At 71.7% G+C, this 17,436-nt stretch carries 21 protein-coding genes and 3 tRNA genes; 8 read left to right on the top strand and 16 right to left on the bottom strand.

The window, feature by feature from the left end; genetic code table 11:
• Positions 1–212 precede the first annotated feature (212 nt).
• Both OG956_RS14275 and OG956_RS14280 read left to right on the top strand, forming a co-directional pair.
• On the top strand, positions 213–1,439 hold the full coding sequence (locus OG956_RS14275; protein WP_330338346.1) for a pyridoxal phosphate-dependent aminotransferase: 1,227 nt from the start codon (positions 213–215) through the stop codon (positions 1,437–1,439).
• Between the two features lie 132 nt (positions 1,440–1,571).
• Complete coding sequence (locus OG956_RS14280; protein WP_330338347.1) at positions 1,572–2,612, top strand: adenosine deaminase; 1,041 nt, start codon at positions 1,572–1,574, stop codon at positions 2,610–2,612.
• A 142-nt stretch (positions 2,613–2,754) separates the two neighbouring features.
• On the opposite strand, the gene OG956_RS14285 is transcribed toward OG956_RS14280, so the two are convergent.
• Positions 2,755–3,366 carry a TetR/AcrR family transcriptional regulator gene (locus OG956_RS14285; RefSeq protein ID WP_330338348.1) on the bottom strand — a complete coding sequence of 204 codons (612 nt, stop codon included), beginning with the start codon at positions 3,364–3,366 and terminating at the stop codon, positions 2,755–2,757.
• Between the two features lie 101 nt (positions 3,367–3,467).
• On the opposite strand from OG956_RS14285, the gene OG956_RS14290 reads away from it, so the two are divergent.
• Positions 3,468–4,100: an NAD(P)-dependent oxidoreductase gene (locus OG956_RS14290; protein ID WP_330338349.1), complete on the top strand. Its 633-nt coding sequence runs from the start codon at positions 3,468–3,470 to the stop codon at positions 4,098–4,100.
• A gap of 50 nt (positions 4,101–4,150) precedes the next feature.
• Here OG956_RS14290 and OG956_RS14295 read toward each other — a convergent pair whose 3' ends face one another.
• From OG956_RS14295 to OG956_RS14335, 9 genes are all read right to left on the bottom strand, one after another.
• Positions 4,151–5,206 (bottom strand): UDP-N-acetylmuramate dehydrogenase, encoded by a 1,056-nt coding sequence (locus OG956_RS14295; protein WP_330338350.1) that lies wholly within the window; start codon positions 5,204–5,206, stop codon positions 4,151–4,153.
• 193 nt (positions 5,207–5,399) lie between these two features.
• Positions 5,400–5,780 (bottom strand): DUF3291 domain-containing protein, encoded by a 381-nt coding sequence (locus OG956_RS14300; RefSeq protein WP_330338351.1) that lies wholly within the window; start codon positions 5,778–5,780, stop codon positions 5,400–5,402.
• 45 nt (positions 5,781–5,825) lie between these two features.
• Positions 5,826–7,433 (bottom strand): DHA2 family efflux MFS transporter permease subunit, encoded by a 1,608-nt coding sequence (locus tag OG956_RS14305; protein ID WP_330338352.1) that lies wholly within the window; start codon positions 7,431–7,433, stop codon positions 5,826–5,828.
• 84 nt (positions 7,434–7,517) lie between these two features.
• Positions 7,518–8,087 (bottom strand): TetR/AcrR family transcriptional regulator, encoded by a 570-nt coding sequence (locus OG956_RS14310; protein ID WP_330338353.1) that lies wholly within the window; start codon positions 8,085–8,087, stop codon positions 7,518–7,520.
• Between the two features lie 181 nt (positions 8,088–8,268).
• Entirely contained in the window at positions 8,269–8,697 is a 429-nt protein-coding gene (locus tag OG956_RS14315) for a MaoC family dehydratase (RefSeq protein ID WP_330338354.1), read from the bottom strand.
• Positions 8,698–8,704: 7 nt separating this feature from the next.
• Positions 8,705–9,157 (bottom strand): MaoC family dehydratase N-terminal domain-containing protein, encoded by a 453-nt coding sequence (locus tag OG956_RS14320; RefSeq protein ID WP_153539332.1) that lies wholly within the window; start codon positions 9,155–9,157, stop codon positions 8,705–8,707.
• A 304-nt stretch (positions 9,158–9,461) separates the two neighbouring features.
• Positions 9,462–9,626, bottom strand: coding sequence for a 50S ribosomal protein L33 (gene rpmG / locus OG956_RS14325; RefSeq protein WP_003948671.1), 165 nt, complete (start codon positions 9,624–9,626; stop codon positions 9,462–9,464).
• Between the two features lie 90 nt (positions 9,627–9,716).
• A tRNA-Met gene (locus OG956_RS14330) sits at positions 9,717–9,789 on the bottom strand.
• Between the two features lie 46 nt (positions 9,790–9,835).
• A tRNA-Thr gene (locus OG956_RS14335) sits at positions 9,836–9,908 on the bottom strand.
• 494 nt (positions 9,909–10,402) lie between these two features.
• Between OG956_RS14335 and OG956_RS14340 the strand changes: the two genes are divergently transcribed.
• Both OG956_RS14340 and OG956_RS14345 read left to right on the top strand, forming a co-directional pair.
• Positions 10,403–11,668: an amidohydrolase family protein gene (locus OG956_RS14340; protein WP_330338355.1), complete on the top strand. Its 1,266-nt coding sequence runs from the start codon at positions 10,403–10,405 to the stop codon at positions 11,666–11,668.
• A 362-nt stretch (positions 11,669–12,030) separates the two neighbouring features.
• A complete protein-coding gene (locus tag OG956_RS14345; protein ID WP_330338356.1) occupies positions 12,031–12,687 on the top strand; it encodes an SDR family oxidoreductase in 657 nt (218 codons plus the stop codon).
• Positions 12,688–12,781: 94 nt separating this feature from the next.
• Here OG956_RS14345 and OG956_RS14350 read toward each other — a convergent pair whose 3' ends face one another.
• The 3 genes from OG956_RS14350 to OG956_RS14360 form a co-directional block, all read right to left on the bottom strand.
• On the bottom strand, positions 12,782–12,994 hold the full coding sequence (locus tag OG956_RS14350) for a hypothetical protein (protein WP_330338357.1): 213 nt from the start codon (positions 12,992–12,994) through the stop codon (positions 12,782–12,784).
• Between the two features lie 105 nt (positions 12,995–13,099).
• A complete protein-coding gene (locus OG956_RS14355; protein WP_330338358.1) occupies positions 13,100–13,324 on the bottom strand; it encodes a hypothetical protein in 225 nt (74 codons plus the stop codon).
• Between the two features lie 44 nt (positions 13,325–13,368).
• A complete protein-coding gene (locus OG956_RS14360; RefSeq protein ID WP_330338359.1) occupies positions 13,369–13,722 on the bottom strand; it encodes a DUF6233 domain-containing protein in 354 nt (117 codons plus the stop codon).
• 81 nt (positions 13,723–13,803) lie between these two features.
• On the opposite strand from OG956_RS14360, the gene OG956_RS14365 reads away from it, so the two are divergent.
• A complete protein-coding gene (locus OG956_RS14365; protein WP_330338360.1) occupies positions 13,804–14,277 on the top strand; it encodes a hypothetical protein in 474 nt (157 codons plus the stop codon).
• 98 nt (positions 14,278–14,375) lie between these two features.
• Here OG956_RS14365 and OG956_RS14370 read toward each other — a convergent pair.
• Positions 14,376–14,457 (bottom strand) — tRNA-Tyr (locus OG956_RS14370).
• Between the two features lie 225 nt (positions 14,458–14,682).
• Here OG956_RS14370 and OG956_RS14375 point away from each other — a divergent pair.
• The gene (locus OG956_RS14375; RefSeq protein WP_171153728.1) at positions 14,683–15,171 is read left to right on the top strand and encodes a YajQ family cyclic di-GMP-binding protein; all 489 of its coding nucleotides are present in this window, start codon (positions 14,683–14,685) and stop codon (positions 15,169–15,171) included.
• A gap of 169 nt (positions 15,172–15,340) precedes the next feature.
• Here OG956_RS14375 and OG956_RS14380 read toward each other — a convergent pair whose 3' ends face one another.
• Positions 15,341–15,607, bottom strand: coding sequence for a GlsB/YeaQ/YmgE family stress response membrane protein (locus OG956_RS14380; RefSeq protein WP_330338361.1), 267 nt, complete (start codon positions 15,605–15,607; stop codon positions 15,341–15,343).
• A 283-nt stretch (positions 15,608–15,890) separates the two neighbouring features.
• Between OG956_RS14380 and OG956_RS14385 the strand changes: the two genes are divergently transcribed.
• Positions 15,891–16,292, top strand: coding sequence for a YccF domain-containing protein (locus OG956_RS14385; protein WP_330338362.1), 402 nt, complete (start codon positions 15,891–15,893; stop codon positions 16,290–16,292).
• A gap of 149 nt (positions 16,293–16,441) precedes the next feature.
• Here OG956_RS14385 and htpX read toward each other — a convergent pair whose 3' ends face one another.
• Positions 16,442–17,305 carry a zinc metalloprotease HtpX gene (htpX, locus tag OG956_RS14390; RefSeq protein ID WP_330338363.1) on the bottom strand — a complete coding sequence of 288 codons (864 nt, stop codon included), beginning with the start codon at positions 17,303–17,305 and terminating at the stop codon, positions 16,442–16,444.
• Between the last annotated feature and the right edge of the window lie 131 nt (positions 17,306–17,436).

Consider the following 17,436-nt stretch of genomic DNA (forward strand, 5'->3'; position numbering starts at 1 on the left):
GGCTCGGCGGCGGCTGCTGAAGGCCAACGAGGTGAGAGTGTACGTGGTCCGGGGCCCGGCGTCGAACAGAAAGAGCCCGTCCGGGGGCGTCTGGCCAAAGATCGTCCTGGCCGGGGCCCGGATTCGGACCCGTGTTCACGCTTCGACCCGTGGTTGTTCAGTCCGTGAAACCCGTGTGCCGGGGACATTTCCGGTCTGGAACGATGGGCTCCATGAGCGCTGCAACCCCACCCACCGAGCGCCGGGTCTCCGCCCGAGTCGGCGCGATCTCCGAGTCCGCCACCCTCGCCGTGGACGCCAAGGCCAAGGCCCTGAAGGCCGCCGGGCGTCCGGTGATCGGCTTCGGCGCCGGCGAGCCCGACTTCCCGACTCCGGACTACATCGTCGAGGCGGCCGTAGAGGCCTGCAAGAACCCGAAGTACCACCGCTACACGCCGGCCGGCGGCCTGCCCGAGCTGAAGTCCGCGATCGCCGCCAAGACGCTGCGCGACTCCGGCTGGGAGCCCGACGTCTCGCAGATCCTGGTCACCAACGGCGGCAAGCAGGCCATCTACGAGGCGTTCGCCGCGATCCTCGACCCGGGCGACGAGGTCATCGTCCCGGCGCCGTACTGGACGACGTACCCCGAGTCGATCCGCCTGGCCGGCGGCGTCCCGGTGGAGGTCGTGGCCGACGAGACGACCGGCTACCGCGTCTCGGTGGAGCAGCTGGAGGCGGCGCGCACGGAGAAGACGAAGGTCGTGCTCTTCGTCTCCCCGTCCAACCCGACCGGCGCGGTGTACTCCGAGGCCGAGACCGAGGCGATCGGCCGCTGGGCCCTGGAGCACGGCCTGTGGGTGCTCACCGACGAGATCTACGAGCACCTGGTGTACGGCGACGCCGCCGCGGTGTCCCTGCCGGCGCTCCTGCCCGAGCTGCGCGACAAGTGCATCGTGGTCAACGGCGTGGCGAAGACGTACGCCATGACCGGCTGGCGCGTGGGCTGGGTCATCGGCCCGAAGGACGTCGTCAAGGCCGCGACCAACCTGCAGTCGCACGCCACCTCGAACGTCTCCAACGTGGCGCAGGCGGCCGCGCTGGCCGCCGTCTCCGGTGACCTTCAGGCCGTGGCGAAGATGCGCGAGGCCTTCGACCGGCGCCGCAAGACGATCGTGCGGATGCTCAACGAGATCGACGGCGTGGTCTGCCCGGAGCCCGAGGGCGCCTTCTACGCCTACCCGTCGGTCAAGGCGCTGCTGGGCAGGGAGATCCGCGGCAAGCGCCCGCAGGACACGGTCGAGCTGGCCGCGCTGATCCTGGAGGAGGCCGAGGTCGCGGTCGTCCCGGGCGAGGCCTTCGGCACGCCGGGCTACCTGCGGCTGTCGTACGCGCTGGGCGACGAGGACCTCGTCGAGGGCGTGAGCCGCATCCAGAAGCTGCTGGCGGAGGCCAGGGACTGAGCGGTCCGAGCGGTCCGTTTCGGACAGGGGCGCCTGTGAGCTTTCGCAGGCGCCCCTGTTCGTTTGTGCGAGCAAGACCACGTACGGGGAAACGGCTACCGGTGGGACGGGTGCGTACGGCAGGATCCTGGGATGGAGCGTGTACGTGACCTCTCTGAGCTGCCGAAAGCCCATCTGCACCTGCATTTCACCGGCTCGATGCGGCCGGGAACGGTCCTGGAACTGGCCGACAAGTACGGCGTACGCCTGCCGGAGGCCCTGAGCGAAGCCCTCACCAGCGGCGAGCCGCCGAGGCTGCGGGCCACGGACGAGCGGGGCTGGTTCCGTTTCCAGCGGCTGTACGACGCGGCCCGCTCCTGTCTGCGCACACCGGAGGACATCCAGCGCCTGGTCCGGGAGGCCGCCGAGGAGGACCTGAGGGACGGCTCGGGCTGGCTGGAGATCCAGGTGGACCCGACGTCGTACGCGCCCCGGCTGGGCGGGCTGATCCCCACCATGGAGATCATCCTCGACGCGGTCGACACCACCTCGCGGGAGACCGGGCTCGGCATGCGGGTGCTGGTCGCCGCCAACCGTATGAAGCATCCGCTGGACGCCCGCACGCTGGCCCGCCTGGCGGTGCGGTACGCGGACCGGGGCGTGGTCGGCTTCGGGCTCTCCAACGACGAGCGGCGGGGCATGGCCCGGGACTTCGACCGCGCCTTCCACATCGCGCGCGAGGGCGGTCTGCTGTCGGCTCCGCACGGCGGCGAGCTGACCGGGCCGGCCTCCGTCCGGGACTGCCTGGACGACCTGCACGCCTCACGGATCGGGCACGGGGTACGCGCGGCGGAGGACCCGCGGCTGCTGAAGCGGCTGGCCGACCGCCAGGTGACCTGCGAGGTGTGCCCGGCGTCGAACGTGGCGCTCGGCGTGTACGAGAAACCGGAGGACGTCCCGCTGCGCACGTTCTTCGAGGCCGGCGTCCCGATGGCGCTCGGCGCCGACGACCCGCTGCTGTTCGGCTCCCGGCTGGCCGCCCAGTACGAGATCGCCCGCCACGCCCACGGCTTCTCGGATGCGGAACTCGCCGAACTGGCCCGCCAGTCGGTGCGCGGCTCGGCGGCGCCGGAGGACGTCAAGGCGCGGCTGCTGGCGGGCGTGGACGACTGGCTGACCCGCCCGCCGGCCTGAGGCGGCGGCGTCCGGGCCGCCGGGGAGGAAGCGCGAGCCGAAGAGAAAGCACCGGCACGCGTGCGTGCGTGTCCGCAGGTCTTGAGGCGGTCCTTCCGGCGGTTCTCGAGGCGTTTCTCGAGGCGGTCCTTCCGGCGGTTCTTCAGGCGGAGTCCGGCGGAGCGGAGATTCCGCCCAGCAGCGTCCTCGCGAGCCGCGTGGCGAACTCGTCGACGGGCGGCCGCTCCCCCGTGTCGGTCGCGTCGTAGGCGAACGCGCGCTGCGCGCAGGCGCCCAGCAGCAGGGAGGCCGCGGCGAAGGTGTCGGCGTCGGCGCGGATCCGGCCGGCGGCCTGCTCGGCTCGGAGATAGGCGTCCAGGTCCCGGATGGGCCGGTGCGGGCCGGAGCCGAGCCCCCGCAGGGCGTCGAAGTGGCGCTGCTTGAGCTTGGGCTCGGCGTACAGGGAGGCGGCGATCGGGAAGCTCTGCTCGTAGAAGAGTGCGGCCTGGCGGGCGATCTCGGTGAGGTTGTCCTCCAGGGTGCCCTGTCCCGGTTCGGCGGCGAGGCTGCCCAGCAGAGGGCCGAGCCGGGGCAGCCGCTCGGCGAGGACGCGCACGAACAGCTCTTCCTTGCTGTCGAAGTACTTGTAGAGGGCCGCCTCCGAGCAGCCGGCCGCGCGGGCGATCTCCTTGGTGGTGGCGCGGGCGAGTCCGGCGGTGAGCATGAGCTCGTGGGCGGCGTCGAGGATGCGGACACGCGCCGGCTTCTGCTCCATGGGCTCCCAATCGCTTGACGGGTGAGTGAGTGCTTACCCACTCTAGAGGGAAGCAGGGGTGAGTGAACACTCACCCACCCATACCGCCTACGGGAGCACACATGAACCTCACTGTTTTCGGCGCCACCGGCGGCATCGGCCGGGAGATCGTGCGGCAGGCGCTCGGCGCCGGGCACCGGGTCACCGCCGTCGTCCGCGATCCGGCCCGGCTCGACGTCAGGGGCGAGGCGCTGGAGGTGGTCCGCGCCGACCTGACGGACCCCGAGGAGCTGCGCACCGCCGTCCGGGGCCGGGACGCGGTCCTGTCCGGCCTGGGAGCGCGCAGCCGCAAGGACGCCGGGGTCGCCACCCGGCTGACCCGTACGGTCCTGCGCGCCATGGAGACGGAGGGCGTACGCCGGCTGCTCGTGGTCAGCGCCGGCCCCGTCGGCCCCGCCCCCGAGGGGGAAGGCGCCCTGGACCGGGCCGTGCGCGGCCTGGTCTCGGCGATCCTCAAGGACGTCTACGCCGACCTGCGCGAGATGGAGGCCGAACTGGCCCGCAGCGGCACGGACTGGACGTCGGTACGGCCGCCGCGCCTGCAGAACAAGCCGCTCACCGGCCGCTACCGCACCGTGGTCGGCGGCTTCCCGCCCAAGGGGCGCTTCATCGCACGCGCCGACGTCGCCCACGCCATGCTGGCGATGATCGACGACACGGGGACGGTGAAGCAGGGGGTGGGGGTGGCGTACTGAGCCGCCGGTACGGCCAGGGGCGGGGACGCTGCACTGAGCCGCCGGTACGGCTACAGGCTGACGCCGACCGTCACCGGCTCGTTGACCAGCGTGATGCCGAAGGCCTCGCGAACGCCGGCGACCACCTCGCGGGCCAGCGCCAGCAGGTCCTCGGTGGTGGCGGCGCCCCGGTTGGTGAGGGCGAGGGTGTGCTTGGTGGAGATGCGCGCCGGGCCGGTGCCGTAGCCCTTGGTGAAGCCCGCCTTGTCGATCAGCCAGGCCGCGGAGGTCTTCGTACGGCCCTCCCCCGCCGGGTAGGCGGGCGGCTCCACGCCGTCGCCCAGCCGCTCGCGCACGCGCGCGTGGAACGCGGCGAACTGCTCGTCGGTGAGGATCGGGTTGGTGAAGAAGGACCCGGCGGACCAGGTGTCGTGGTCCTCAGGGTCGAGGACCATGCCCTTCCCGGCGCGCAGCTTCAGCACGGTCGCGCGCGCGTCGGCCAGCGGAACCCGGTCGCCGGGCTCGACACCGAGCGCGCGCGCCGCCTCGGCGTACTTCAGGGGCGCGGACAGCCCGCCCGCGTCCTCCAGACCGAACCGGACGCGCAGCACGACGTAGCGCTCGGGGTCGGCCTTGAAGCGGCTGTGGCGGTAGGAGAAGGCGCACTCCTCGTTCGCCAGCGTGACGGTCTCCCCGGCGCGCCGGTCGTAGGCGATCACCTCGGTGATGGTGGAGGAGACCTCCTGGCCATAGGCGCCCACGTTCTGGATCGGCGTGGCGCCGGCCGATCCCGGGATCCCGGCCAGGCACTCGATCCCGGCGAGCCCGGCCTCGACCGTGCGGGCGACGGCGTCCGTCCACACCTCGCCGGCCGCCAGCTCCAGCGTCGTACCGCGCAGCTCCACACCGCGTGTGGCGATGCGCAGGGCGGTGCCGTCGAAGCCCTTGTCGCCGATGACCAGGTTCGACCCGCCGCCGATGACCAGCAGCGGGGTCCCGCTGTCGTCGGCCTCGCGGACGGCGGCGATCACCTCGGCGTCGGTCTCGGCCGTGACCAGCCGCGTCGCGGGACCGCCCAGCCGGAAGGTGGTCAGCGGGGCAAGAGGGGCGTCGTGGAGTACCTGCACGGCCCCAAGACTACGAGACGGCACCGACACCGCCGCAGCCACACGGGCGACGGCCGCGGAGCCGGGCGCGGCCGCCACGTGTGCCTTCCTACGGCGGCTCCGGCACACGCGTACGCGCGCGAGGCCCCGTCTTGGAAGCCACGCGCGCGTGGACGCCGTTCTTCTCCCCGCGCCCCGTCTCCTCGGGTCGCGTCTACGTAAGCCGCCGTTCCGCCTCCGCCCAGCTCACCGGCAGCCTGTCGCCGGAGGTCTGCCAGGTGGCGAAGGTGACGTCGCGCATATGGGCGGCCAGTTGCCGCGAGGCGGGCCAGTGCGCGCCGGATCGGGCGAAGGCTTTCAGGGCGTCCGCCGACTCCCAGGCGGACAGCGTCCAGAAGGTCCGCCGCAGCGGCTGCGCCTTGAGAGCGGCCCCGTAGGCGCCGGGCGCACGGCCGGCCTGCCGCCACACCGCCGGGGTGCGGGCGAGGAAGCGGAGGGCGCCCCACAGGGAGCGGGTCTCGAAGCGCGAGGCGAAAACGTGCACCTCGGCGTCCTGCGGTGGGGTGTTCGGCACGGTCCAGGGAAGTGCGGGCATCGCGAACTCCTTGCGGTCAGCGGCGGCGGGATTCCGGACCGTGCCTCAGCGGGCGGCGGTCTCCGCGGCGGTGGCCGTCGGGGCAGCTGTCCCAGCGGCAGCTGTCTCAGTGACAGCGGCCTCGGAAGCGCTCGTCGTGGCGCCAGCGGCCTTCCGGGCACCGACCTCGGGGACACCCGTCTCCGCGGCGCCGGTACCTGCTCCGGAGCCGTCGGACTCCCCGGTGCCCGCGGCTGCCTCCCCTTCCGTCGCGGCGAGCCGGGCGGCGCTTCGGCGGGCCGGGATCGCCAGGGCCGCGGCCGCGGCGACGGCAACCACCGCCGAGCCGGTGACCAGGGCGGGCCGCAGGCCGTCCACGAAGCTCTGGGCGCTGTCGTAGCCGCCCTGCGCGGAGAAGATCGACGACATCACCGCGATGCCGAGCGCGCCGCCCACTTCGCGCAGCGCGTTGTTCGCGCCGGAGGCGATGCCCTGCTCGTGCGGGCGGACACTGGACATCACCAGGTTGGCGGCCGGCGCGAAGTACAGGGCCATGCCGACCCCGCTGATGACCAGGGCGGGCAGCTGGGCGGCGTAGGAGGCGTCGGTGGTGGCCACGGCGGCCATGTAGCCGAGGCCGGCGGCCTGCAGGAACAGCCCCGCGGCGACGACCGGGCGGCCGCCGATGCGGTCGGAGAGGATCCCCGCGAGCGGCGCGACGAGCATCGGCATGCCGGTCCACGGCAGCATCCTGAGCCCCGCCTCGGTGGGCGAGTAGCCGAGCACTCCCTGCATGTACTGGCTCAGCAGGAAGATCGAGCCGAACATGCCGACGAACATCAGCAGGCTGGCCGCGTTGATGCCGGAGAAGGCGCGGGACCGGAACAGCCGCATCGGCAGCATGGGGGCGTCCGCGCGGGAGCTGTAGAGGACGAACCCGGCCAGCAGTGCGCCGCCCGAGAAGAGCGCGGTCAGGACCAGGGTGTCGGTCCAGCCGTCGGCGGGCCCGCGGACCAGGCCGTAGACGATCCCGAAGAGGCCGCCGCTGGCGAGCAGGGTCCCGGGGATGTCGAGCCGGGCGCCGGTGCCGTAGGACTCGGCGAGCCGCAGCCGGGCGAGCGGGAGGGCGATCAGGCCGAGCGGAACGTTCAGCCAGAAGATCCAGTGCCAGGAGACGTGCTCGGTGAGGGTGCCGCCGATGAGCGGACCCGAGGCCACGGCGAGCCCGTTCACGGCGCCCCAGATGCCGTACACCGTCCCGCGCCTGGCGGCGGGCACGGCCGCGGTCAGCAGGGTCAGGGTGAGCGGCATCATGACGGCCGCGCCGACGCCCTGGACCGCACGGGCGGCGATCAGGGAGCCGATGCCGGGGGCCATGGCCGCTGCGGCGGAGGCGCCGGTGAAGACGGTGAGCCCGGCGATGAAGAGCCGGCGGCGCCCGAAGCGGTCGCCGAGCGCCGCGCCGGACATCAGCAGGACGGCGAAGGTGAGCGTGTAGGCGCTCACGGTCCACTCGAGGTCGTCCAGCGCGCCGCCCAGGTCCTTGCGGATGGAGGGCAGGGCGGTGGTGACGACGAGGTTGTCGAGGGCTGCCATGAATCCGGCGACGCTGGTGACGACGAGCGCCCAGGCGGCGCCGGCGCGCGCTGTGGTCGGCGCGTTCCGCTGTGACATCTCTCCCCCAGAGAGTGATCCGATTAGTTATTGATGACTAACTTTCCTGTGCAGAAAAAGGCCGCTGCCTCCCGCCTTGTTCTGCTACTTCTCCAGCCGGCCCTTCATCCGGGCCGACGGGTACATCGCCTGCCAGACACGGTGTTCCGGCGGAAACCCCATGGCGGTCAGGGTGTTGATGAGCATTCCGTACGCCAGGAAGGTCGTGGTCTCACCGTCGTCCGCGCCCAGCGGCAGATGGACGGTGTCCCAGAGCTTCATCCAGGCGCGGCGCACGGCCTCACCGAACTCGTGGTCGCCCTCCGCCTCGGCCGCGGCGACGGTGATGTACGTCTGCATCTGCATCTGGAGCTTCTCGGGCTGATCGGTGATCAGCCGCACGTAGGCGTTGGCCATGGCATGCAGGGCCTCCTCGCCCTCCAGCCCGTCGGCCGCCTCCTCGAACACCTTGCAGGTGTCGTCCACGCACCGGAGCGACGCGGCGGTGAAGATCGCCTTCTTGCCCGGGAAGAGCCGGAAGAGGTAGGGCTGAGAGACACCGACGCGGCTCGCGATCGCCTCCGTGGAGGTGCCGTAGTACCCCTTCTGGGCGAACTCCGCGATGGCCGCACGAATGACGCTCTCGCGCCGCTCCTCTGCACTCATCCTGGGCATGAGACGTAAGTTAGTACTCAATCACTAACCTGGCAAGGGCCCCTGTTCGGCACCGGGTGAGCCGCTGCACGTATGGGGCGTCCCACCATGCGTAAGGGGCGCCTCACCATGAAGAACGCGCCGCGTAAGGGGCGCCACACAAGGGTGAGCGCCCCTTACATCCCGTCTTCGGGTGCAGCCGTCAGGCCAGTCGAACGACCGCCCGGGACATGCCGAGCACCTTCTGGCCGCCGCTGGTCGCCGTCAGGTCCACGCGCACGGTGTTGTCGTCCAGCTTGGCCGCGACCTTGCCGCTCACCTCGATCAGCGCGCCCTTGTCGTCGTTCGGCACGACGACCGGCTTGGTGAAGCGGACGCCGTACTCGACGACCGCGCCCGGGTCCCCGGTCCAGTCGGTGACCACGCGGATCGCCTCCGCCATGGTGAACATGCCGTGCGCGATGACGTCCGGCAGACCGACCTCCTTGGCGAACTTCTCGTTCCAGTGGATCGGGTTGAAGTCACCGGAGGCGCCCGCGTAGCGCACCAGCGTGGCGCGGGTCACGGGGAAGGTCTGCGCCGGCAGTTCGGTGCCGACCTCGACGTCGTCGTACGCGATCTTCGCCGTCATCAGGTCCTCACGCCTCCTCGGCCGCGCGGGCCACCAGCTTGGTCCAGGCGGTCACGACGTGCTCGCCCGCCTCGTCGTGCACCTCGCCGCGGATGTCCAGGATGTCGTTGCCCGCGAGGGACTTGATGCCCTCGATGGTGGAGGTGACCGTCAGCCGGTCGCCGGCGCGCACCGGGCGGCTGTAGGCGAACTTCTGGTCGCCGTGCACCACGCGGCTGTAGTCGAGGCCGAGTTGCGGGTCCTCGACGATCTGCCCCGCGGCCGGGAAGGTGATGGCGAACACGAAGGTCGGCGGGGCGATCACATCGGAATGACCGAAGGCCTTGGCGGCCTCGGGGTCCGTGTAGACCGGGTTGGTCTCGCCCACCGCCTCGGCGAACTCGCGGATCTTCTCCCTGCCCACCTCATAGGGCGCGGTGGGCGGGTAGGTCCGTCCCACGAAGGACTGGTCGAGCGCCATGGCCCGGCACCTCCTGATGTCTGCTGTGATGGCCCCAAATTAGCGGGAATCCCGGCGGGGAATGCGCAGGGGGACAGGCGGGCGCCCGGCCGCCGAACGCCGGTGAAGCGATGCGGTCCCGGTTACTCGGTTGATCGTGATTCCGGTGACTGGGTGACTGCGGTGACTCCGTTGACTGCGGTGTCTGCCGTGAATGCGGTGACTCGGCGACCTGGAGCTTCCGGTCAACCGTGGAGCGGTGAAACGCCGCGAGGCCGCCCCCTTGGGAGGGGACGGCCTCGCGTACGAGCCTGGTGAGCCCTGGTCAGCGCGTTTCGCGGTGAGCCGTGTGCGCGTTGCAGCGCGGGCAGTGCTTCTTCATCTCAAGACGGTCCGGGTTGTTACGCCGGTTCTTCTTGGTGATGTAGTTCCGCTCCTTGCACTCCACGCAGGCCAGCGTGATCTTCGGGCGGACGTCGGTGGCAGCCACGTGAGTGCTCCTAAGACGAACAGGTGGACTAATTCAACGCAAGAAAGAGTAGCCGATCGAAGGACCGACCCCGCAATCGGCTACTGTGAGTAGCGGTGACCGGACTTGAACCGGTGACACAGCGATTATGAGCCGCTTGCTCTACCGACTGAGCTACACCGCTGCGATGCGATCGGGCCCCGCCTTTCGGCGGGTACCTCTCACACCAGAGCCCCAAAACGGAATCGAACCGTTGACCTTCTCCTTACCATGGAGACGCTCTGCCGACTGAGCTATTGGGGCGAGCGATGAAGACATTACACGGTCCGCCGCCGTTCACCCAAATCCGTATCCGGCGGTCCGTCCCCACCCCCGCCCGGGCCTCGCAGGGCCTTGGCCATCGCCATGCCGAGTGAGTGCGGCCGGCAGGCCTCACTGGACACAGGCGGTACTCGCGTTACACGGGTAGAGGCGGTACACGCGTACTCGCGGTACCCGCGATGCAGACGCTGCACGCGCTGCACGCGCGGAGGTAACCGTGGCGAGCAGGGTCACGCGCGTGGAGGTCACCACGCCGAGCGGCCCACCGCTTGGACGTCACCACGCCGGGCGGCGGGCCACGCGCGTGGGGGACGCGTGTACTGCCATGGGCGGAGCCACCGGTACGACTATTGCGCTCCTGCGCAGTCGGGTCCGGCGCGCCACCCTAGGCTCGACTCGCTCTGCGTGATCTTGGGGTTCGGCCCCGGTTTCCCACGCGGGCCAGCCCGAGCCCCCGGCCCCTTTCCTGGAGCGCGATGCCCGACAGTCAGCCGCAGCCCCACCCGCCGTCGGACTCCTCGGGCCCTTCGGGCCGGTCCGACCCCGCCGCCCTGCTGCTGTGCGGGGCGCGGCTGACCGACGGCCGGACCGTGGACGTACGGCTGGGCGGCGGGCGCATCGAGGCGGTGGGCACGGCGGGCAGCCTGGCGCCGGGCCCGGCCCGGACGGGCGGCACGCGCGTGGACCTCAGCGGCTACCTGCTCCTGCCGGCCCCGGCCGAACCGCACGCCCACGGCGACACCGCACTGTCCGCCGAGCACCCCGGCCCGGTGTCGTTCGCCCCCGAGGACGTCCAGCGCCGGGCGACGGAGGCGGCTCTGCTGCAGCTCGGGCACGGGGCGACCGCGGTACGCGCGCACGTACGCGTGGGCGACGTCCAGGGGCTCGGCGCACTGGTCGCCGTCCTGCGGGCGCGGCGCTCGCTGCGGGGACTGGCGGAGCTGACGGCGGTGGCGATGCCCCGGCTGCTGACCGGCGTGGCGGGGGCCGACGGGCGGGCGATGCTGCGGGACGCGGTCAAGATGGGCGCCTCTGTGGTGGGCGGCTGCCCGGACCTGGACCCCGATCCCACGGGCTATGTGGAGACGGTCCTGGAGGTGGCCTCCGAGCACGGCTGTCCGGTGGACCTGCACACGGACGCGGCCGATCCGGCCCGGCTCTCCCGGCTCGCGGCCATGGCCGGGGGCTTGCGGCCCGGTGTGACGATCGGTCCGTGCGCCGGTCTCGCCCGCCTGCCCGAGGAGGCCGCCGCACGCGCCGCCGACCAGCTCGCGGCGGCCGGCGTGACGGTCGTGTGCCTGCCCCAGGGCGGCTGCTGCGGCGCCGATCACCGGGGCGCCGCTCCGGTACGGCTGCTGCGCGCGGCCGGGGTGCGCGTGTCGGCGGGGAGCGGCGCCGTACGGGACCTCTCCAACCCCGTCGGCCGCGGTGACCCTCTGGAGGCGGCCTACCTCCTGGCCGCCGCCCAGGGCCTGCGCCCGGAGGACGCCTACGACACCGTCAGCGCGTCGGCCCGTGCGGTGCTGGGCCTGCCGGAGGTACGCGTGGAGGCGGGCTTCCCCGCCGACCTGCTCGCCGTACGCGGCGACCGCCTGGCCGGCGCGCTGTCCCTGGCCTACAGCCGGATCGTGGTCCACCGGGGCCGGGTGGTGGCCCGCACGAGCGCCGTACGCGAGTACTGCGACTCGGCCGCCGCGGTCGAACTGGGCCTGCCGCGGCAGGGGCGCGGAGAACTGTCGTGAGGGGCCGGGCGCAGTCCTGCGGCCGGTGCCGGGCGCACGGTCGGCAGCAGCCGCCTCGCCGGGCCGCACGGTCGGCCGCACCAGCCTCACGCCGAGCGCACGGTCGGCATGCACCAGCGTCACGCCGGGCCGCAGGCTTGGAGGCGCGAGCTTGGAAGGCGCATACCGGGCGCGGTCGGCGGCGGCCGCCCCACGCCGATGCCGCACGCCTGGGAGGCACACGCCCAGCGCACCGTTTCCCGGAACACACGCACCGTAGGGACCCGTACACACCAGCGCGTGCGAGCGTGAGCCTGGGACGGTTCGGCCACCCCGGTTAACCCGTGCGGCGGATGGGCCTCTTCGGGCGTACGGTCGGATTCATGCGCATTGTCATCGCTGGTGGTCATGGTCAGATCGCGCTGCGCCTGGAGCGCCTGCTCTCCGCGCGCGGGGACGAGGTCGCGGGGATCATCCGCAAGTCGGAGCAGGGCGACGATCTGCGGGCGGTCGGCGCGGAACCTGTGCTCCTCGACCTGGAGTCCGTCTCGGTGGAGGAGGTCGCGGCGCACCTGCAGGGCGCCGACGCGGCGGTCTTCGCTGCCGGCGCCGGCCCGGGCAGCGGCGCCGCCCGCAAGGAGACGGTGGACAAGGGCGCGGCGGTGCTGTTCGCGGACGCGGCCGTACGCGCGCGTGTGCGCCGTTTTCTGGTGGTGTCCTCGATGGGCGCGGATCCCGCGCACGAGGGCGACGACGTCTTCGACGTGTACCTGCGCGCCAAGGGCGAGGCGGACGCGTACATCACCCGCCAGGAGTCCCTGGACTGGACGATCCTGCGCCCCGGTTCGCTCACGGACGACGCGGGTACCGGCCTGGTCCGGCTGGAGGCGCACACCGGGCGCGGCGCGGTCCCCCGGGACGATGTGGCGGCCGTACTGGCGGAGTTGGTGGACACTCCGGCGACGGCCGGCCTGACGCTGGAGCTGATCAGCGGTTCGACGCCGGTGTCGGTCGCGGTGAAGGCGGTGGCCGGGAACTGAGGCGGGTCACCGGCCGTTGAACGGTCGTACCCGCCACCGGGCCCGCCGCACCGCCCGCCTGCCACCCCGTCAGATCCGCCGGCTCTCGAAGACCTCAGAAGAGACGCAGCTGCCCGGGAAACTCCGGCACGGCGTAACCGTCCAACGCCTGCTGGACGGCTCCGAGTTGCGCCGGCTGCCGCGACCCGGAGCAGGAGACGAGTTCGCCGTTCTCCCGGGCCCCGGGCGGGTCGTGCCGCGCGAAGCGGCCCGCGACGACGGCGATGTCGCGGTGGCACACCGGGCAGGTTCTGCGTCGCGAGGACATGCCGTCAGTGTGCCCGCACGCGGGCAGGGGCAACACCGGTGCCCCGAGCCGCGCGGCACCGGTGTGCGAGGTACGCGCCGGCGTCGCGCGGCGCGGGCCTCTCCCTCAGGTGCGCGTCTCGGCTTCCCAGCGGTCGGGGCCCACCCCGCGCCAGTCGATCAGGGGCGAGTCGGCCACCTCTTCCGGCTCGATCTCCAGCCCCGCGCGGCGCAGGAACTCCACCAGGTCCGCCACGTTGTGCGCCAGGCCGAGGATCTCGCCGTCCACCCGGACCCGGCGGCCGCCGGTCGGGGACGGCAGGTGCACGATGATGGGTCGCTTCCCGGCCATGGCTCCAGCATCGTCCGGACCGGACGGGCTCGCACCCGCACCGGTCATTCCAGAATCCCCAGCACGGTGTCGGGGCGGCACAGCGGGCACGCGGCGACACCTCCTTCCGTCAGCGCGCGTACGGCCTGATCGCGACCGACCGCCCTGGCGCGTCCGCCGGCGGTTGTGCAGCCGCCGACGTGGACGTACACCGCGCTGCGCCCGTTCAGACCGCGTTCCAGCAGCCACTCCGGTGCGGCCTGCCGGGAACCGAGGCGGCGCTGCCGTTCGGCCTCCCGACGTTCCTCGTCCGCGATCCACCGGTCCATCAGGGCGAGCTGCCGCGCGGCCTGGTGTTCGACGACGCGACGGGCGAAACGCAGCATGTCGAGACGCGTCAGGGGACGGTCTTCGTTCACACATTCGATTCTAGTGAAGAGTCGGGAAAGCGCGAGGAGCGGGATGCACCTGTCTTGACCGGTCCGCGTACGCTCGGCTCCGTGCCCCGCCCTCCGAAGAAGCCCCGCCGGCTGGTTGCAGACGGGCGCGCGTATCTGTGGACGCTCCGCCACAGCCACAGCCACAGCCACAGCGCGGCGGGCAGCGGCCGGACCTGCTGCCAGACCCTCACGCTGTACCCGCAGCCGACCGGCAGTGGCGGCCCACTGCGCATCGTCTTCACCGAGGGCCCGGGCCGGTACGTTCCGGGTGGGCCGCCCCTGGGCTCCGGAGACGTGGGATTCGTCCGGGGCGCCACCTTGAACCTGCACGAACCCGGCGCCGTCCGAGCCCTGCTCGACGCGGCGTCGAGACGCGGATGGCAGCCGGGGACGCGAGCCGCGGTGGAGATCGACGGCTGGTCCCTGCTGGAGCCGGCAGCCGCCGCACGAGCCGGGGCGACCGGCCGCGCGGACGCCATCACCCAGCAGCCCGCCACTCACCACGAGGCCGGCATGGCCGCCAGGTTCCACTGACACCGCCCACCGCCGAGACCTGATCGCCTGATCACGGATACGCGACGAGAGCCCCGTGACCTGCTGTTCTCGCAGGTCACGGGGCTCTCGTTCCCGTGTGGCGGCGCCAGGATTCGAACCTGGGAAGGCGAAGCCGGCAGATTTACAGTCTGCTCCCTTTGGCCGCTCGGGCACACCGCCGGGTTGACAACCAGTTCGAACCGCTCTTCGGCGGCGCTCCCTGGCGACGACGTAAACAATACCCGATACAGGGGGGTGTTTCGCCACCCGGTTGATCTCCACCTGCCGGCTCCCGGGGTGGCTAGGCTGGTGCGGATGCGGCCCGGTACGACGCCGGGCCCGGCGGCCGCCGCCGCGCACGCCGGCACGCACCCGATACGCACCCGATACAAGGAGCCACAGGACATGGCCGACTCCAGTTTCGACATCGTCTCGAAGGTCGAGCGGCAGGAGGTCGACAACGCCCTCAACCAGGCCGCCAAGGAGATCTCGCAGCGCTACGACTTCAAGGGCGTGGGTGCCTCGATCTCATGGTCCGGTGACAAGATCCTCATGGAGGCGAACTCCGAGGACCGGGTGAAGGCCGTCCTCGACGTCTTCCAGTCCAAGCTGATCAAGCGCGGTATCTCGCTGAAGGCGCTGGAGGCGGGCGAGCCCCAGCTGTCCGGCAAGGAGTACAAGATCTTCGCGTCGATCCAGGAGGGCATCTCCCAGGAGAACGCCAAGAAGGTGGCGAAGATCATCCGTGACGAGGGCCCGAAGGGCGTGAAGGCCCAGGTTCAGGGCGACGAGCTGCGCGTCTCCTCCAAGAGCCGTGACGACCTGCAAGCCGTGATCGCGCTGCTGAAGGGCAAGGACTTCGACTTCGCGCTGCAGTTCGTGAACTACCGGTAGGAGAGCCGGAACGGACATCCCGGCGGGACACCGCCGGCAGTCAGGAAGGGCGGGCGCCCCCGAGCGGTGCCCGCCCTTCCGTGCTCCCGACGCCTCGGCGCCGCCGATGCCGCGCTCCGGACCCTGTGCCGTCCACGCCGTGCTCCGGACCGTGTCGTCGACGCCGAGCTCAGTCGCGTGAGTTGCCGAACAGGATGCGGTACGCGATCAGCAGCACCAGCGAACCGCCGATGGCCGCGACCCAGGTGGCGCCGTCGTAGAAGCTCTTGCTGATCGGGTGGTGCAGCCAGCGGGCCGAGATCCAGCCGCCGATGAACGCGCCCGCGATGCCGATCAGGGTCGTACCGATGAAGCCGCCGGGGTCGCGGCCCGGCAGGAGGATCTTGGCGATGGCTCCGGCCAGCAGTCCCAGAATGATCCAAGCGATGATGCCCATGCCGTGAACCTGCCCTTCCGCGCTGTGTCCGCACTGTCCGGCGCCTGAGAATCCGGTGAGGACTCGCTGTCCACGCGCGCGTGGTCCGTGCCGTGTCGATGGAGAGGACGTCAGGAGCCCACCGCGCGGTTGCCGTGCTCGGCCCGGCTCGACGCCCGCGCGGCAGGCCGTCCCAGGACGTTCCCGATCGTGCTACAGGGCCGGTGCGGTTCCGCCCGTACGAAAGATCAGTTGATACTGATGGCAGCAGGCATGCCGGCGTGCGACCCGAGAGGTACCGATCATGAAGGTGTTCAACCTGCTGCTCAACATCCTGTGGTTGATCTTCTGTGGCCTCTGGATGGCTGTCGGCTACCTGATCGCCGCGGTGATCTGCTTCATCCTCATCGTCACGATCCCGTTCGGCATCGCGTCCCTGCGCATCGCCGGGTTCGTCCTGTGGCCGTTCGGCCGGACTGCCGTGGAGCGGCCGGGCGCCGGTGCGGGGTCGTTCATCGGGAACGTGATCTGGGTGATCTTCGCGGGGTGGTGGCTGGCGCTGGGTCACCTGATCACGAGCATCCCGCTGTTCCTGTCGATCATCGGCATCCCCTTCGGCTGGGCGAACCTGAAGCTGATCCCCGTCTCCCTCATGCCGCTGGGCCGCGAGATCGTGACCACCGACCAGGGCTTCGGCGGACGCTGATCCACTCCTGGGACCGCCTGGCCCGCGGAACGGCGCAGACTCCGCCGGAGGAGGCGGACAAGGGCTCCTGGTCCACGCGCGGTGTGGGCGGGCATGCGCTCCTGGCCCACGCGCGGTACGGGCGGCATGCGCTCCTGGCCCGCGCGCCCTCAGTGCCGCCGGCCCGCCATGTTCTCGAGCCGGGCGATGCGGTCCGCCATCGGGGGGTGGGTGGAGAACAGCTTGCTCATGCCCTGACCGGCGCGGAACGGGTTCGCGATCATCATGTGGCTGGCGGTCTGGATCTGCGGCTCGGGCGGCAGCGGGAGCTGCTGGGTTCCGGTCTCCAGCTTGCGCAGGGCACCGGCGAGGGCGAGCGGGTCGCCGGTGAGCTGGGCGCCGGAGGCGTCGGCCTCGTACTCGCGGGAGCGGCTGATGGCCAGTTGGATGAGGGTGGCGGCCAGCGGGCCGAGGATCATGATCAGGAGCATGCCGAGAAGCCCGGGGCCGTCGTCGTCGTCCGAGCGGCCGACCGGGATGAGCCAGGCGATGTTCACCAGGAACATGATCACTGAGGCGAGCGCGCCGGCCACCGAGGAGATCAGGATGTCCCGGTTGTAGACGTGGCTGAGCTCATGGCCGATGACGCCGCGCAGCTCGCGCTCGTCCAGCAGGCGGAGGATGCCCTCGGTGCAGCACACAGCGGCGTTGCGCGGGTTGCGGCCCGTCGCGAAGGCGTTCGGGGCCTCCGTGGGCGAGATGTACAGGCGGGGCATGGGCTGACGGGCCTGTGTGGACAGCTCGCGCACCATCCGGTACAGCCCCGGGGCCTCGAACTCGCTGACCGGGCGGGCACGCATCGCGCGCAGGGCCAGCTTGTCGCTGTTCCAGTACGCGTACGCGTTCGTGCCCAGGGCGATCAGGACCGCGACGACCAGGCCGGCACGGCCGAAGAAGCTGCCGATGACGATGATGAGTGCGGACAGCCCCCCGAGGAGTACTGCGGTCCTGAGCCCGTTGTGCCGGCGGTGCACCGTGCGCCCTCCAAGTCGTGCAGCTGGGGAACACTTTGGTCCAGTGGACCCTCCCGCCTGTGACAACGCCAGGCGGCAGCCGTGAGTTCCCTGGTGGGTGCGGGCGCGCGCCGGGGCCGGACGGGTGAGGG

The sequence above is a fragment of the Streptomyces sp. NBC_00557 genome (assembly GCF_036345995.1).
Lineage (GTDB): Bacteria > Actinomycetota > Actinomycetes > Streptomycetales > Streptomycetaceae > Streptomyces.

What these genes read in the sequence shown, in the direction of transcription:
- OG956_RS14300 (WP_330338351.1), bottom strand. Translation starts at nt 5,780, where the DNA reads ATGCCCGCACTTCCCTGGACCGTGCCGAACACCCCACCGCAGGACGCC.
- OG956_RS14320 (WP_153539332.1), bottom strand. Translation starts at nt 9,157, where the DNA reads ATGGCGCTCGACCAGTCCTTCGTGGGACGGACCTACCCGCCCACCGCG.
- OG956_RS14340 (WP_330338355.1), top strand. Translation starts at nt 10,403, where the DNA reads ATGCCCGACAGTCAGCCGCAGCCCCACCCGCCGTCGGACTCCTCGGGC.
- OG956_RS14290 (WP_330338349.1), top strand. Translation starts at nt 3,468, where the DNA reads ATGAACCTCACTGTTTTCGGCGCCACCGGCGGCATCGGCCGGGAGATC.
- OG956_RS14355 (WP_330338358.1), bottom strand. Translation starts at nt 13,324, where the DNA reads ATGGCCGGGAAGCGACCCATCATCGTGCACCTGCCGTCCCCGACCGGC.
- OG956_RS14285 (WP_330338348.1), bottom strand. Translation starts at nt 3,366, where the DNA reads ATGGAGCAGAAGCCGGCGCGTGTCCGCATCCTCGACGCCGCCCACGAG.
- OG956_RS14345 (WP_330338356.1), top strand. Translation starts at nt 12,031, where the DNA reads ATGCGCATTGTCATCGCTGGTGGTCATGGTCAGATCGCGCTGCGCCTG.
- OG956_RS14350 (WP_330338357.1), bottom strand. Translation starts at nt 12,994, where the DNA reads ATGTCCTCGCGACGCAGAACCTGCCCGGTGTGCCACCGCGACATCGCC.
- OG956_RS14315 (WP_330338354.1), bottom strand. Translation starts at nt 8,697, where the DNA reads ATGACGGCGAAGATCGCGTACGACGACGTCGAGGTCGGCACCGAACTG.
- OG956_RS14310 (WP_330338353.1), bottom strand. Translation starts at nt 8,087, where the DNA reads ATGCCCAGGATGAGTGCAGAGGAGCGGCGCGAGAGCGTCATTCGTGCG.
- OG956_RS14375 (WP_171153728.1), top strand. Translation starts at nt 14,683, where the DNA reads ATGGCCGACTCCAGTTTCGACATCGTCTCGAAGGTCGAGCGGCAGGAG.
- OG956_RS14275 (WP_330338346.1), top strand. Translation starts at nt 213, where the DNA reads ATGAGCGCTGCAACCCCACCCACCGAGCGCCGGGTCTCCGCCCGAGTC.
- OG956_RS14385 (WP_330338362.1), top strand. Translation starts at nt 15,891, where the DNA reads ATGAAGGTGTTCAACCTGCTGCTCAACATCCTGTGGTTGATCTTCTGT.
- OG956_RS14280 (WP_330338347.1), top strand. Translation starts at nt 1,572, where the DNA reads ATGGAGCGTGTACGTGACCTCTCTGAGCTGCCGAAAGCCCATCTGCAC.
- OG956_RS14305 (WP_330338352.1), bottom strand. Translation starts at nt 7,433, where the DNA reads ATGTCACAGCGGAACGCGCCGACCACAGCGCGCGCCGGCGCCGCCTGG.
- OG956_RS14380 (WP_330338361.1), bottom strand. Translation starts at nt 15,607, where the DNA reads ATGGGCATCATCGCTTGGATCATTCTGGGACTGCTGGCCGGAGCCATC.